The 13,999-nt window shown below is 67.0% G+C and carries 17 protein-coding genes; 8 read left to right on the top strand and 9 right to left on the bottom strand.

Going from position 1 to position 13,999, the window contains the following annotated elements:
• Nucleotides 1-11 precede the first annotated feature (11 nt).
• Nucleotides 12-542 (bottom strand): NUDIX hydrolase, encoded by a 531-nt coding sequence (locus EPY72_RS08455; RefSeq protein WP_134668788.1) that lies wholly within the window; start codon nucleotides 540-542, stop codon nucleotides 12-14.
• 111 nt (nucleotides 543-653) lie between these two features.
• On the opposite strand from EPY72_RS08455, the gene EPY72_RS08450 reads away from it, so the two are divergent.
• A complete protein-coding gene (locus EPY72_RS08450) occupies nucleotides 654-1,112 on the top strand; it encodes a metal-dependent transcriptional regulator (protein ID WP_135806128.1) in 459 nt (152 codons plus the stop codon).
• On the opposite strand, the gene EPY72_RS19340 is transcribed toward EPY72_RS08450, so the two are convergent.
• The 6 genes from EPY72_RS19340 to EPY72_RS08425 form a co-directional block, all read right to left on the bottom strand.
• The gene (locus EPY72_RS19340) at nucleotides 1,109-1,261 is read right to left on the bottom strand and encodes a hypothetical protein (protein ID WP_167599391.1); all 153 of its coding nucleotides are present in this window, start codon (nucleotides 1,259-1,261) and stop codon (nucleotides 1,109-1,111) included. The genes EPY72_RS08450 and EPY72_RS19340 overlap by 4 nt on opposite strands.
• A gap of 32 nt (nucleotides 1,262-1,293) precedes the next feature.
• On the bottom strand, nucleotides 1,294-1,716 hold the full coding sequence (locus EPY72_RS08445; protein ID WP_135806127.1) for a DUF5809 family protein: 423 nt from the start codon (nucleotides 1,714-1,716) through the stop codon (nucleotides 1,294-1,296).
• Nucleotides 1,717-1,740: 24 nt separating this feature from the next.
• The gene (locus tag EPY72_RS08440) at nucleotides 1,741-2,196 is read right to left on the bottom strand and encodes a DUF5810 domain-containing protein (RefSeq protein WP_135806126.1); all 456 of its coding nucleotides are present in this window, start codon (nucleotides 2,194-2,196) and stop codon (nucleotides 1,741-1,743) included.
• A gap of 47 nt (nucleotides 2,197-2,243) precedes the next feature.
• The gene (gene rimI / locus EPY72_RS08435) at nucleotides 2,244-2,732 is read right to left on the bottom strand and encodes a ribosomal protein S18-alanine N-acetyltransferase (RefSeq protein WP_244605545.1); all 489 of its coding nucleotides are present in this window, start codon (nucleotides 2,730-2,732) and stop codon (nucleotides 2,244-2,246) included.
• A 438-nt stretch (nucleotides 2,733-3,170) separates the two neighbouring features.
• Nucleotides 3,171-3,701 carry a hypothetical protein gene (locus tag EPY72_RS08430; RefSeq protein WP_134668778.1) on the bottom strand — a complete coding sequence of 177 codons (531 nt, stop codon included), beginning with the start codon at nucleotides 3,699-3,701 and terminating at the stop codon, nucleotides 3,171-3,173.
• 322 nt (nucleotides 3,702-4,023) lie between these two features.
• The gene (locus EPY72_RS08425; RefSeq protein ID WP_134668776.1) at nucleotides 4,024-6,000 is read right to left on the bottom strand and encodes an aconitate hydratase; all 1,977 of its coding nucleotides are present in this window, start codon (nucleotides 5,998-6,000) and stop codon (nucleotides 4,024-4,026) included.
• 166 nt (nucleotides 6,001-6,166) lie between these two features.
• Between EPY72_RS08425 and EPY72_RS08420 the strand changes: the two genes are divergently transcribed.
• Both EPY72_RS08420 and EPY72_RS08415 read left to right on the top strand, forming a co-directional pair.
• Entirely contained in the window at nucleotides 6,167-6,661 is a 495-nt protein-coding gene (locus tag EPY72_RS08420) for a deoxyuridine 5'-triphosphate nucleotidohydrolase (RefSeq protein WP_134668775.1), read from the top strand.
• A gap of 77 nt (nucleotides 6,662-6,738) precedes the next feature.
• Entirely contained in the window at nucleotides 6,739-7,776 is a 1,038-nt protein-coding gene (locus tag EPY72_RS08415) for a hypothetical protein (RefSeq protein WP_135806125.1), read from the top strand.
• 97 nt (nucleotides 7,777-7,873) lie between these two features.
• Here the strand turns inward: EPY72_RS08415 and EPY72_RS08410 are convergent, their stop codons facing one another.
• A complete protein-coding gene (locus EPY72_RS08410) occupies nucleotides 7,874-8,245 on the bottom strand; it encodes a DUF5658 family protein (protein WP_134668771.1) in 372 nt (123 codons plus the stop codon).
• Entirely contained in the window at nucleotides 8,242-8,865 is a 624-nt protein-coding gene (locus EPY72_RS08405; protein WP_135806124.1) for a DUF7344 domain-containing protein, read from the bottom strand. The genes EPY72_RS08410 and EPY72_RS08405 overlap by 4 nt, the downstream gene beginning before the upstream one ends.
• 261 nt (nucleotides 8,866-9,126) lie before the next feature.
• Between EPY72_RS08405 and EPY72_RS08400 the strand changes: the two genes are divergently transcribed.
• From EPY72_RS08400 to EPY72_RS08380, 5 genes are all read left to right on the top strand, one after another.
• Nucleotides 9,127-10,293: a TasA family protein gene (locus EPY72_RS08400; RefSeq protein ID WP_135806123.1), complete on the top strand. Its 1,167-nt coding sequence runs from the start codon at nucleotides 9,127-9,129 to the stop codon at nucleotides 10,291-10,293.
• Between the two features lie 14 nt (nucleotides 10,294-10,307).
• A complete protein-coding gene (locus EPY72_RS08395; RefSeq protein ID WP_135806122.1) occupies nucleotides 10,308-10,970 on the top strand; it encodes a TasA family protein in 663 nt (220 codons plus the stop codon).
• 231 nt (nucleotides 10,971-11,201) lie between these two features.
• Nucleotides 11,202-12,554 (top strand): hypothetical protein, encoded by a 1,353-nt coding sequence (locus EPY72_RS08390; protein WP_135806121.1) that lies wholly within the window; start codon nucleotides 11,202-11,204, stop codon nucleotides 12,552-12,554.
• Nucleotides 12,554-13,399 (top strand): hypothetical protein, encoded by an 846-nt coding sequence (locus EPY72_RS19335; protein ID WP_168216015.1) that lies wholly within the window; start codon nucleotides 12,554-12,556, stop codon nucleotides 13,397-13,399. The genes EPY72_RS08390 and EPY72_RS19335 overlap by 1 nt, the downstream gene beginning before the upstream one ends.
• Nucleotides 13,396-13,953: a signal peptidase I gene (locus tag EPY72_RS08380; protein WP_135806120.1), complete on the top strand. Its 558-nt coding sequence runs from the start codon at nucleotides 13,396-13,398 to the stop codon at nucleotides 13,951-13,953. Before EPY72_RS19335 ends, EPY72_RS08380 begins: the two co-directional genes overlap by 4 nt.
• Nucleotides 13,954-13,999 lie beyond the last annotated feature (46 nt).

Here is a 13,999-nt window from a genome sequence, read left to right as displayed (position 1 = left end):
CCCGCCCCGGCTCAGAGGAGTCCCTCGGCTTCGGCGAGCAACAGCGCCTCGATGGTGGCGTCGTTGGCGGGGGCCTCGCGGGCGGCGTCGAGCGCCTCCGCGACCGGTATCGATCGGACCGAGAGGAACTCGTTGTCGTCGAGGTCCTGCTCGACCGGCGCCAGTCCCTCCGCGAAGACGATCCCCCGCTCGTGGCGGAGGACGCCCGTCGAACAGTAAAAGTCCTCCAGCAGGCTGACGCCCGCGGGGTCGAAGCCGGTCTCCTCGCGGAGTTCCCGGGCGCCGGCGGTCGTGTACGACTCGCCGTCCTCGACGATGCCGGCCGGACACTCCAGACACGTCTCGGCGATCGTCGGCCGGTACTGCTCGACGAAGACGACGCGGTCGTCGGTCACCGCGAGGACGACCACCGCGGGCGGCAGTTCGGCCCAGTAGTACTGCTTCGTCGAGCCGTCGGGCTGTTCGACCAGATCGTAGCCGCCGGTGTACCAGCCGGTCTCGTACTCCGCGACCGACTCGATGACGCGCCAGTCGTCTCCCATGTGAGGTCGGTCGGCTCCCGCCGGGTAAAGCATGACCATCGCCGGCCGTCGGGCGCCGGCCCCACACCGTCGGGAGTAGGCTTATTATCGTTCGCGGCGAGTCAGAAAACGATGAGCGACGTCTCCGAGAGCGTGGGGCGGTACCTGAGCCACGTCCACCTGCTCACCGCGCGGTCGGACCGCCGGGCGGGCACCGGCGAGCTCGCCACGGAGCTCGACGTGAGCGCCGCGAGCGTCACGGAGATGCTCCGCGGGCTCGACGAGCGCGGGCTCGCCGACTACGAGAAGTACGAGGGGGTCGCGCTCACCGACGCTGGCGAGGCGACCGCACGGGAGTTCCTCTGGCGGCGGTGTGTGGCCGAGAACTTCCTCGAAGACGACCTCGGGCTCGATCCGGCGGCGTTCGACGACGACCCGCGCGCGTTCGGACAGGAGCTGTCGCCCGAGGCGATCGACCGGCTCAGGGCGCTGGTCGACCACCCGTGCGACGGGCAGTGCAACGCCCCCCGCGACGAGTACGCCGCCTGCACCGACGAGGTGCGGGAGGCGCCGAGCGGACCGGAGCCTTAGCTCCCGGCGGTCGGGAGTTCGATCGTCCGGTCGGACCCGAACAGCGCGAACAGCGCGAACAGACCGAACAGCGCAGGCTCGCCCGTCCAGACGCCCAACACGCCGAGCACGCCCAGCACGCCGAGTTTCCGCACTGCTATTTCGGTCATACTCGATACTTCGTCCCGCCGGAGAAAAAGCGTTACTCCGGAGCCGCCAGTCGCTCCCGGTAGACGCTCCCGTAGGCCTGTCGCCGGAGGGTCGCCACCGCCGCGTCGGTCTCGGTCTCGTAGGTGGCGGCGACGACCGTCTCGCCGAGGGCGTCGTGCCACGCGACCCGCGAGACGTGTTCGCTTCCCCGCTCGGTCACCTCTCGGTCGCGGTCGGCGAGCCACGACTCGTACTCCTCGCGGTCGCCGGTGTGGACCGCCAGCAGCGACGCGAACAGCGCGTCGCGGGCGGTCTCGATCACCTCGCCGGTCACGCGCTCGTCGTACTCCTCGCGGTCGAACGCCATCGCCTTGGCGGTCTCCTTGACGACGGTCTGGGCCGCCGGCCCGACCGCCTCGTAGCGGTCGCGGGCCGCAGCTTCGGTCTCGGGTGCGAGAAACCCGTGAGTCTCCATGCGCGGGCGTTCGGACCCGGGGAACTACTCGCTTTCGTCCGCGCCGTCGTCCTCGACGCTCCCACCGTCGCTCTCGTCGCCCTCGTCGAGCAACTGTTCGGTCATCTCCTGGGCCTCCCGGAGGATCTGTTGGGCCTCGCCGTCGAGCGCGCCCGCGCCGGTGCCGCCGGCCGCCGATCCGCGGCCGCGGCCGTTGGCGCGTTCGAGTTCGTCCTCGAAGAGGTCGCCCGCGCGGGGTTCGTCGCCGTGATCGTGGTCGTGGGTCGTGTCGTCGAAGACCTGCGGGAAGCCGACCTCGCCGCCGTACTCGGCGACGCGTTCGGCGAGTTCGTCCTCGCCCTGCTCGTGCCACCCCGGAGCGTGCTCGTCGAGCCACGCCTCGTGGGCCTCGTCGCCGAGCATCGCGGTGAACGCGAGGTGGTTGGCGAGGTGCTCGGGGTCGGGATGGGGCGTCTCGCAGACCGGGCAGGCGTGTCCCATGGGCCGGGGTACGTTCCGGGCCCGCAAAAGCGCCACGCTCGCGAACGCTACTCGTCGACCTCGACGACCAGAATCAGCGCGTCCTCGCCGTCGTCGTAGTACCGCGGCAACCTCCGGAGGTGTTCGAAGCCGAACTCCTCGTACAGCGACCGGGCGACGTCGTTGCTCTCCCGGACTTCGAGTTTCACCGTGTGCGCGCCGTGCTCGCCCAGGACGGCGAGCGCGCGGGCGAGCAACGTCCTGCCGAGCCCCCGCCCGCGACAGTCGGGGTGGACCGCGATGTCCTTGACGTGGCCGAGCGGCCGGCCGTGGTTCGGCACGAGGTCGGCGACCACGAACCCCACGACGCTCTCGTCGTCCCGGGCGTCGTCGACCGCCACCAGAAAGCCGGGTTCGCCGAGGTAGCGCTCGAACGCCGAGAACGGCCACGGCTGGGGGAACGACTTGCGCTCGATTCGCAACACCGCGAGCAGGTCTGCCTGCACGGCCTGGCGGACCTGCACGTCGGTTTCGTCACCCACGCCAGCGGTTGTCACGTCCGGTGGTTTGCGCCCGACCCTTAAGAGTGTCATGCCCGGTGGACACTCGTAATTTTTTAGTGAGGCCGAACGGTAGAATCGAACGCACTCTCCGGCCGGAGGTGCAAGCTCCCGAACTCTCCCCCACAACCTTTTGCTGTGCTCGCGCCCCGAGCGGCGCTCGCTTGCAAAACGTTGATGAAAAGCCTGCGCTCGTCCCATCGTCCCCGTGAGCGAAGCGAACGTGGGCTCGGAAGAGCTTCGCTCTTCCGGCGGTCCTCGCTTGGCCCGCTCGCTCCTCGTGGTCCGAGAGAGCGAATCTCTCTCGTCATCACGAAAGGCGATGCCTTTCGAACGACTTCGCTCGTCGCTCGCGGGCCAGCAACGTTCACCGTCGCCCCGGAGACGGACTCGCGAACGGGCAAAGCGATGAAATAGGTTTCAAAAAGGGCCGACTCAGTCCGCGAACAGCCGAACGTCCTCGGCGGCGGGACCGTCCTCGACGGCGTCCGGGAGTTCGTCGAGCCACTCGGCGCGCCAGTCACAGCCGTCCGAGACTCGGCGCTCGTCCGGGGGGTCGGCGGGCGAGGCCGCGAAAACGACCTCGTAGCTCGTGGCGTGGGGGTCTGGGCTCCCCTCGACGACGTGTTCGACCCGCCGCACGCGTTCGGGGCCGTCGATCTCGACCCGGAGGTCGGTCAGGTGCTCGACGCGCTCGCGGCCGGCGGCGGCCCAGTCGTCGCCGGGCTCGGCCGTCCCGTTCGGTAGCATCGCGCGCGAGCCGTCGTCCAGCACGATCGCGAGGACGGCCCCCGCCTCGTCGGTGACTCCGACCGCGACCCGGCCCTCGCCGTCGGCCGCGCAGTGGTCGCGGTCGTCGTGGACTCTGGTCTCCTCGCGGACGTCGACGCCCTCGCGGGCGCGGAGCGCGTCGGGGTCGGAGTCTATCGGTACGTCGGCGGCGTCCGGTGTGGGTTGGTCTGGCATATATGGGTTCGGTGTCGCGGTTTACAGGTCGGTTCGGGGTCGGGCCGCGTCGTCGAGCGCTCGCTTCGAGTCACGGTTCTGAGCGTCCGCGTCGGCGGGTTCGAGCGCGGGAACAGTAGCTACGCGGAAATGATAGAAAAAGACACCGATTTATATTCTTTTTCTCTTTCGTGTAATAATTCACCGTCCAGCGATAAAAACGTTTCGCCGGCGTCGCTATTCGAGGGTCTGAAGCGCTCCAATTGTGATCTCCGAGCGGCGGCGCTCGCGACACCAGTCGCTCCGAGCGCGACGAAAGAAAAAACGCAGTGTGGCTATCGGCTCAGTCGTCCGCGGGCGCGGGCGAGTCGCCGCCGGACTCGGCCTGCTTTTTCGTGTGCGAGAGCTTGCCACCGTCGGCGAGAATCTCGCGTTCGCGCTCGGAGGCGTCGAGGTGAGCCGTCGCCTCCCAGTCGTCGTTGATGCGGACGGTGAACTCCTCCTGACCGGAGCGGACCGCCTCGGCCACGTCGTCGACGATCTCGACGTCGTCGCCCTGCTCGATCTTCGCGTAGGTCTCCTCGTCGATGGTGAGCGGGATGAGGCCGAAGTTGAAGAGGTTCGCCTTGTGGATCCGGGCGAAGCTCTGGGCCAGCACGCCCTCCACGCCGAGGTACATCGGGCACAGCGCCGCGTGCTCGCGGGAGCTACCCTGTCCGTAGTTCTCGCCGGCGACGAGGAAGCCGCCGTCGGCCTCCAGCGCGCGGTCGGCGAACGTGTCGTCGACCCGCGAGAGGGTGAACTCCGAGAGCTTCGGGATGTTCGACCGGAACTTCAGGATGTCGGAGGTCGCCGGGATGATGTGGTCGGTCGTGATGTTGTCCTCCATCTTCAGGAGGGCCTCGCCTTCGAGGTGGGCGTCGAGCTCGTCTTTGAGCGGGACGTCGCCGATGTTCGGGCCCTTGATGAGCTCGTCGTCGGGCGCCTCGTCGGGGCTGATGAGGTCGACGTTGCTACCGAGATACTCGTCGGGGAGCTCGAAGCCGGGGTCCTCGAGGTCGCCGAGTTCGTCGGCGAGGTCCCGCGGGTCGACGATCTCGCCCTTGATGGCCGCCGCGGTGGCGACCTCCGGCGAACAGAGGTAGACGTTGTCGTCCTCGATGCCCGAGCGACCCTCGAAGTTGCGGTTGAACGTCCGGAGCGAGACGGAGTCGCTGGCCGGGACGTGACCGATGCCGATACACGCCCCGCAGGTGGCCTCGGAGAAGTTGACGCCGGCCGCCATCATCTCGGCGACCCAGCCCTGACGGGCGAGCATCTCGGAGGCCTGCTTGCTACCGGGCGCGACGATCATCTCGGTCGTCCGGTTGATCTCGCGGCCCTCCAGCATCTTGGCGGCCGGGAGGATGTCCTCGTAGGCGCCGTTGGTACACGAGCCGATGATGGTCTGGTCGACCTCGGTGCCCGCGACCTCGCTGACCGGCACGACGTTGTCGGGCATCGACGGCTTGGCGATGAGCGGTTCGAGGTCGCTCAGGTCGAGAACGATCTCGTCGTCGTACTCGGCGTCCTCGTCGGGGCCAACCTCGACGTAGTCCTCGCCGCGGCCGAGCCGTTCGAGGTAGTCTTTGGTGTTCTCGTCGGTCGGGAAGATCGACGAGGTGGCGCCGAGCTCGGTGCCCATGTTGGTGATGGTCGTCCGCTCGGGGACCGAGAGGCTCTCGACGCCCGGGCCCGTGTACTCGAAGATCTTGCCGACGCCGCCCTTCACGCTGAGGCGCCGGAGCATCTCGAGGATGACGTCCTTGGCGGTCGCCCACTCGGGGAGCTCGCCTTCGAGTCGGACGTTGACGACCTCGGGCATCTCGATGTAGTAGGGGCCCCCGCCCATCGCGACGGTCACGTCGAGGCCGCCCGAGCCGATCGCGAGCTCGCCGAGGCCGCCGGGCGTCGGGGTGTGGGAGTCGGACCCGAGCATCGTCTTGCCGGGCGCGGCGAAGTTCTCCTTGTGGACGTTGTGACAGATGCCGTTGCCCGGTCGCGAGAAGTGCGCGCCGTAGGTTCCGGCCGCCGACCGGAGGAACCGGTGGTCGTCGGTGTTCTTGAAGTCGAACTGGTAGGTCTGGTGGTCACAGTACTGGGCCGCCAGCTCCGTCTGGACCTCTTCGAGGCCGAGCGCCTCGAACTGGAGCCACACGAGGGTGCCCGTGGTGTCCTGTGTCAGTACCTGGTCGATCTCGATTCCGATCTCCTCGCCGGTTTCGAGTTCACCGTCGACGAGGTGGTCTTCGAGTATTTTCTCCGTTAGCGTTTGTCCCATAACGCACGAATATCGACTCTCCTCGGGTATAAATCCCGCGTGTTTCTGTTCATTCGGACAGTCGTAAATCCGCACGTCGGCCGGTAATTGTTACGCGAACCGTCGGCCTCTGACACACCGATCGGACTCCGGCACCGATATACGCCGCCGAGAATTCCACTCGCGTATGTTCGAGAGCGGTTCCTACGTGGCCGAACACGTCTCGGAGACGACGGCCGAACAGGTCCAGCCAAACGGCGTCGACCTCACGCTGGCGGCGGTGTACGAGCAGCGCGAACCCGGCCGGATCGGCCGGGAGGGCAAGGAGATCGGGGCCCGACAGCGACTCGAAACCGAGCAGGTCGCAGACGACGCCCCCGAGAGCTACTACCTGACGCCCGGCGGGTACGTCGTTCAGTACGCCGAGACCGTCCGGATCCCCGAGGGTCACGTCGGTTACATCTACCCGCGGTCGTCGCTCCTTCGTAACTCCTGTATGCTGAACACCGCGGTCTGGGACGCCGGCTACGAGGGGAAAGGCGAGGGACTGCTCGAAGTCCACCGCGACATCGAGATCGAGACCGGCGCGCGCATCGCCCAGTTGGTGCTCGCCGAAGCCGACCACGACGGCACCTACGACGGCTCGTATCAGGGCGAGAACGTCGGGCTGGACGAGTTCTAGGGGCGGTTTCGCGGGTCGGGCGCACAACCGCCAAGCCCTTATTCGGGGCGGAGTGGTGGATACCTTCGGTGGAGAGAATGACACACGACAGACGGGAGTTTCTGCAACTGGGCGCGCTCGCGGGCGTCGGCGCACTCGGCGTCGACGGCCTCGGCGACGTGCCGATCCGGTTCGAACAGGACGCCGACGGGGAGACGGGGTGGCCGGGCATCGACGTCCGGGTCACGCAGGCGCCGGGCAACACCGCCCACTGGGTGCTCCCCGGGCGGCGAGCGTTGAGCGAGTACGTCTTCGGGACGCCCGACAACCCCCGGATGACCGGCCGCCACTGGGTCGATGTCGCGGAGGGACCGGTGAAAGCAGTCCTGGAGGAACAGACGTTTCAGGTGGGGCTCCCGCTCGAACAGCGACGCACGAACGAGGACGAATCGGCGTACACGATCGCCGACGTCCTGACCGGGTACAGCGATTCGGCCGAACCCACCGAGGGCGAACTCGACCTGACCTACAGTGACCGCCAGCCGTGGGACACCCCGGGCGGGCCCGGCGACACCCGCGACACCGCGGCGGTGACCGCCCGCTTTGGGGACCCGGCCGGAAACGAGTACGAGGCCGTGCTCGACCACGTCATCAAGCCGCCGTTCCCGCCGTGGGAGACGGGAGGCGGCGTGGTGACCGGAACGTGGCTCCACGGGATCACCGGAACGGGCACGCCGTTAATGCCACGTATGTTCAATTACGCGGCGCTGTGGGGGCTGGGGGCGCTCCGGATCAACGGCGAGGTCGTCGACGAGGGACGAGTCATGCACTTCATGACATCCGAGAACGTCCGGAAGGCGGACAGCTACGCGCTGGCGCTCGACGAGGAGCTCCCGCTGGCCGAAGACGAGCGCTACCTCGGCCGGCCCCATCACACGCACCTGTTCATGCCGCCGATCAAGGGGACGCCGGAGGGTCCTCAGACGAGTCCGGTCCCGACCGCGTTCGAGCTCCCGAGCGGCGAGACTCAGCCGTTCGTCCACTTCATGTGGGACCAAGACACCATCGAGGAGGTCGTCGTTCGCGGGGCGGACGGCGACGAGACGACCGTCGGCGCCGAGACGACGACCGGATAGGGTCGCTTGGCTCCGAGCGGACGGACGCCCCGGCGGACGTGATCGCCCCTCGGTCGGCGGGGCTCGCGTCCGTTCGGCTCGGTCGCCGATCGACGCGTCAGCCGAGCATCAGCCGGACGTTGTAGACGGTGAAAAACACCCCGAACACCAGCAAGACGAGGGGCGCGAAGTAGTACATGACCCGGTCGCGCCACACCCGGATCGCGTAGTAGCTGAGCCCGAAACAGAGCCCGAACACCACCAGCTTCGCGGCCACGAGCCCGCCGAGCCCGAGCGCTTCCATCGTGCGCGCGAGCAGCGGGTTCCCCTCGGTGACCGCGGGGTGGTAGTTCACGAGCGCGATCGTCGTGACCACGTCGCCGACGCCGTAGCCGGTCGTCGCGACGATCCACAGCCAGACGAACTCCCGCTGGGTCGTCGGGGCGGCGGCGAGCGAGAGCGGGTGATCCGGCGGTAACTGCTGGCTCATGACCGCGATTCGGTCTCGTCGGCCGACTCGATCTCCGGGACGTCGGGCGGCGACCCGGCACTACCGAGCCGGCGCTTGCGCTCGTAGTAGGTGTCGACCGCGGCCGAGACGATCACCGACGCGATGCACAGGCCCGCCCACGCCATGTCCGGGAGCGCGTTGAACGGGACGATGTCGACCCACGCGACCGTCAGGAGCGCCGCACACACCGCCCCGAGCCCGAGGTAGTACTCGCTGCGCGGGATCTCGGCGTCGGGCACCACGTCGAGGTAGAGTTCGACGTCCTCGATCCCGTCGCTGGACTCGATGACGCTCCGGTCGGCGTCGTACTCGACGACGTTGGCCTCGTCCATCTTCGGGAGGTGAGTCTGGCGGAGCGCGGTGTACACCCGCCGGCGCTCGTCGTGGGTGACCTCCGCGGGCGCCTCCTCGTTCTCCCACGCCGAGAGATGGGTCGACAGCTCCCGGAGTTCGACGGGGCGGTCCCGCTGGTGCAGGTAGTGGACGACGTGTCGGCGACGCTGGTTGCTCACGATCTCGAATATCTCCTCGCGCGACGGCTCCCCCGAGTCGGCCCCCGACGGCTGGGAGGCCGGTGTCGATTTCGCACCCGCTGACATATTTATAATTTGAACGTACCGTCACATAAGCTTATCCTACGTTTCAACGAGAGCGTGATCCGGAACGGATCCGAGCACCGAATCGGGAGACGGCGGCCGTATCAAACAGTCTTTGAACGACCTGTATGCGGACCAAGACGGTTTTTCTGACACTGTTTGCACGGTTACAGGCCCGCCCTGAACTCCCGTCAACAAGCCAATATATGGGATGGTTGTCGTATAAGCTGTGAGTGACGACGGGACACCCGTCGTGAGACAACTATGACCGACGAAGACAACAGCGGATTCGACCTGTCGCGGCGTAAAGTACTCGGAGGCGTTCTCACTGTCGGCGCTGCGTCCGCAGCCACGGGCGCGGGGACGATGGCACTGTTCAGTGACAGCGAGGAGAGCAACGATAATACGGTTCAGGCGGGGACGCTGGACCTGACGATCGGTGGAAACAACAGTTCCACCCTTTCGGTGTCGGACATTGCGCCCGGCGACTCCGGTCGCACTGCGATCAAAGTCAACAACGCTGGTAGCCTCGGCGGCTCGCTCGACGTCAACGTCTCTGATGTGACGCCGAACGACGCCAATCCCGAGCCGGAACAGAGCCGGACGAGCAAGCGGAACTTCACCATCCACTACGGGAGTGACAACGACGGAAATCAGGTTTCGCTACAGTCGGAACTCGGAGGCGTCGCAAATGTCGAGATCGACATGAGTTCCGACCCGGTTGTCATCACGGCGGATCTCCCGTACGCTCTCGATCCGAGCGGCGACTCAGCTGTCTTCGCCTTCGATTCCGATAACGACGGGATCGAAGACTTCCAACTGGCTGTTCGAGACCACGACAACGACGGTAATTTCGAAGGAGGCTACGACGACGCAAGCACCCTCCCATCCGGCTCGCGTAATCGGAACGAGTCGGTTCCCTCCGGCTACGACGTCCGTCTCGAAAACGGGAACAAGCGCTTCGTCGTCAAGGTTCCGGCCGGCGATCTCGCCGATCCGTTCGCGATCACCGGACAGGCCAACCTCGCAGCATACACCCCCTCGACGTCCGGTTCGAACCTCGCCATCCCGTTCATCCCCGGCTTCGGCTACAACAACCCCCCGATCGCGGGGACCAGCAGCTTCGACGGCCACGCGACCAAGATGGTCGAGATTCAGCGCGGCCAGCTCCGGACGCTCGCGGACATGCTCGACGTTTCGGTTCGCGTCAGCTCCGACTCGAAGAAAAGCAACAACGATACCTTCGTGAGCGCCGGCAAGGTCAACCGGCTGCCGAAGGTCGACGCGGAATCGAATGTCAGCCTCCCGTCCGGTAGCACGAAGTACGTCATCGTGGAGTACGAGCTCTCGAAGAACGTCGGTAACGCCGTTCAGGGCGACTCGGTGTCCTTCAACATCGACGCCGAACTCAATCAGGAAGACTCCCAGTAACCGGGTGACCGCAAGTGTCCGACGAAACTGACGGTACCGCCGGCCGCACCCGTCGACGGGTGCTCGGCGGACTCGCGACGATCGGCGCGGCGTCGGCAGCCGCTGGTGCGGGCACGATGGCGCTGTTCCAGGACACGGAGACGAGCGGTGACAACACCCTCGCCGCGGGCACACTCGACCTCGAAGTCGGCAACGCCGGGGAGTTTCAGCTGATCCACGTCGAGGAGGCCGCCCCGGGAATGAGCGACGACCAGGAGACCGCGATCATAAAGAACGAGGGAACCGTTGACGGCTCGCTGGACTTCGAGATCGTCTCGATCCGCGACGAGGAGAACGGCGTGAACGACCCGGAAGCGGCGTCGCCGGAGGAAGACGATCCGGAGGGCGAGTCCAGCGGCGGCCCCCAGAGCGGCGAGCTCGCCGAGAACCTCTGGATTCGGTCTCGCATCGTCGAGGCGAATCCCGACCCGGCGTATCTCATCGGCGACAAGAACGGTCTGGTCAAGGCGTCGACGCTGACGACCGGCGAGCGAGATCTGAACGTCCAGATCGACGCTGGCGACTACGCGACTATCGAATCGGAGTACCGGATCCCCGAGGACGCGGGCAATGAAATCCAGAGCGACCGGGTCGTCATCGACGCAAAGTTCCACCTGAACCAGGAGGACAGCCAGTAATCCGGCGATCGCCGCCGATCCGTTGCGCCGCAGCGACCGAGAACTAACCGCGAACCACCTATCGAGTCATGTCGGACACCGGCCGTTCGAACGCTCGCCGTCGGTCGACAGTCTCGACTCTCTCGTCTCACAGCACGATTTTCAGCATGCAACTCCTTCATACGCGAGTAGAGACGCCCTCCAGCCGTTCGAAACGAGTAGCCGTGACGTTCGCAACCGCGGGTGATCGCGGTGCTCCGTGAACTCCTCGCTCGCCTGACGAAGATGGGCGTCCGGCAGACGGCGCTCGTGTTACTCATCACCGGGGTCGTCGTCGCTGGCGCCGGGTTCGGGTTCGTCGGGACGCTCACCGACGGCGCCGACGAGCAGACCGCGACCCCGACCACCACGCCGGCGCCGCCCGACCCGACCGTGACCACTCAGCCGACCGCGACGACCACCGCGACCGAGTCGACCGCGACGACCGACGCGAGCGATGCCGACGAGGCCGCGCTCGATCCCGAGACGGCGACGACGACCACCCCGGAGACGACCACGGCGCCCGACCCCGTCGCGCCGAACGCGACGCTCGCGCTCTCGGCGTCGGACCCGCCGACGGTACGCAACGACGACGGCGCGGTCGAGCGCATCGCGGGGAACCTCACCGGCGCGCTCGACTGGACCGCGGGCGCGAACGTCACCCGAGTTGCGCTGGTCGTCCAGACCTGGACGCCAGACTCGGAGTGGCGCGAATCCCGGCGCGTTGAGGTCGAGCCGAACGGGTCGAGTCTCGCCGTCGAAGCGGCGCTGGGCGGGACCGAACTGGTCTACGCCGAGGGCGACCGGGCGAGCGAATTCGACGTCGACGAGGACGGCGCGAACGTCTCCCGGGAGGGGTTCGTCTCCGTCACCGGCGTGTTGTTCGACGCGAACGGCACCGAACTCGATCGCGTCTCGACCGTCGACGGCTACGCCGTCCGGGTGATCAACGAGGAGGCCCCGACGGTCTACGCGTTCGGCGGGTCGGACGGCGAGCCGTCGGTCCGACTCGGCGACGGCGAGGCGGCGCCGGCGGTCCTCGACGTGGCCGGCGTGGCTCCCGGGTACTCCGGGGAGGGCCGGCTGGCGATCACCAACGACGGCGACGACGAGGGCGTGCTCCGTGCGTCGATCACGGCGATCGCGGAGCGCGAGAACGGGCTGACCGAACCCGAGCGCGCCGTCGACGACTCGCCGTCGAGCGGCGAGCTGGCCGCCGCGCTCGACGTGCGAATCAGCCTCGAAGACGAGTCGGGCGAAACCGTCGCGTATCTCGCGGGCGACGACTCGTCGTACGTCGCGCTCGGGAGCCAGTCGCCCGAGCAGTTGAGCGCCCGGACCCGTCTCGACGCCCGGGAGACGGTCGATCTCGTCGCCGAGTGGCGCGTCGACGCCGACGTCGGCAACGAGATCCAGAGCGATTCGGTCAGCTTCGATTTCAACGCAACCGTCGTCGACGACGCGAGCGCACTGCAGGACGCGGGGGCGCCGACAGCCCCGACCGATTTAGTCGGGAAAAGTGATATTATCACACGTCCGAGAGACATGACCGGGGGGACCGCATAATGGCGTGGAACGACACCGACCTCTCGCGGGCCGCGGCGCTGGCGGGCATCGTGATCGTCGTCTGCGCGTTCACGAGCGGCGCGTACACCTACGGACTGCTCTCCGATCAGGAGTCGTCGACGGTCTCGATCACCGCCGATTTCGAACCGACGACCACGCCGGACCCGCCCGGACGGAACGTCGTCGCGACGACGTCCTGTCACACGGTGACCCTAGAGAACGAAGGAAAAGGAAACGTCATCGTCCAAATCGAGAGGGTAGACGATCGTGTGATTTGGGTGGGAACGGTCCACCACAAAGTGAAGACGAGGGCGACTCTGCCCGCCGGCGAGTACGAACTCACGGCCGGACGGGGGATCGGTTGGCTCGGCGAGAAGAAGGCAGGGAAAAAGCCGTCATGGACCGTGAACGGCAAGAAGGTAGCGACGCTGACCGTGAGCGGGTGTCAGGACGGGGAGTCAAACAGCGACGACGACGCGAGTAGCGCAACAGCGTTCGGTTCGAGTTCGGTTGCCGAAACAGAAGACACTCCCACCCCCACTACGGCCCCCGACGGGTCCGGAAACGAAACAGTTCGCGAGACCGCCGAGACGACTACTGCACCGACGACTACCGTCACGAACGAGACGACCGTCACGGAGACGGCGACGACGACGACCGACGCCACTCCGAACGAAACGACCACTCCCACAACAGTCGCGAACGAGACCACGACGACCGAGAACGAAACGACCACCACCACGACGACCGAGAACGAAACGATCACCGCGACCGAAACCCCGCAATCGACCACCGCGAACCGAACGACGACCGAGACTACCACTACGACTGAGACCGAGACATGAGCCGAGAACAATCGCTACGCCAGCGCGTCGCCTCGATAAACACCGCAAGCGCCCTCCGAACGCTTGGATTCGTCGTCTTGCTCGCGATCGTCGTCCCGTTCGTCGTCGTCGCCGTCCCGCAGGTCGTGGGCGCGGACGCGAGCCACGTCGTCCTCTCGAGCAGTATGTCCCCGGCGATCCACGCCGGCGACGTGGTCGTGGTCGACGGGGTCGCGACCGACGCGATCGAGGAGGGCGACGTCATCACCTACGAGCCGCCCGCGGACCACGAACTCGCGGACGTGAATCTGGTGACCCACCGGGTCGTGGCGGTGACCGAACAGGGCGGCGAGCGCCACTTCAAGACCAAAGGCGACGCCAACGAGGAGGCCGACCGAGCGCTGGTCCCGGCCTCGAACGTCGAGGGCCGAGTCATGTTCCACATCCCGTTCGTCGGTCGGGTGATCTCGTTCGCTCAGTCGGGGCCCGGGATCGTGGCCCTGATCGTCGTTCCCGGCGTCCTGCTCGCGGTGTCGGAGCTCTACGACCTGTACGTCGCGGCCTCCGGGGACTGAGACCGAGCGATCCCGGGCCGTCGGCCTCCCCGCCCGTCGTACGGTG

Source organism: Halorussus marinus, assembly GCF_004765795.1.
GTDB lineage: Archaea > Halobacteriota > Halobacteria > Halobacteriales > Haladaptataceae > Halorussus > Halorussus marinus.
The sequence above is the reverse complement of the archived record's forward strand: the minus strand, read 5'-3'. Positions and strand labels throughout refer to the sequence as shown.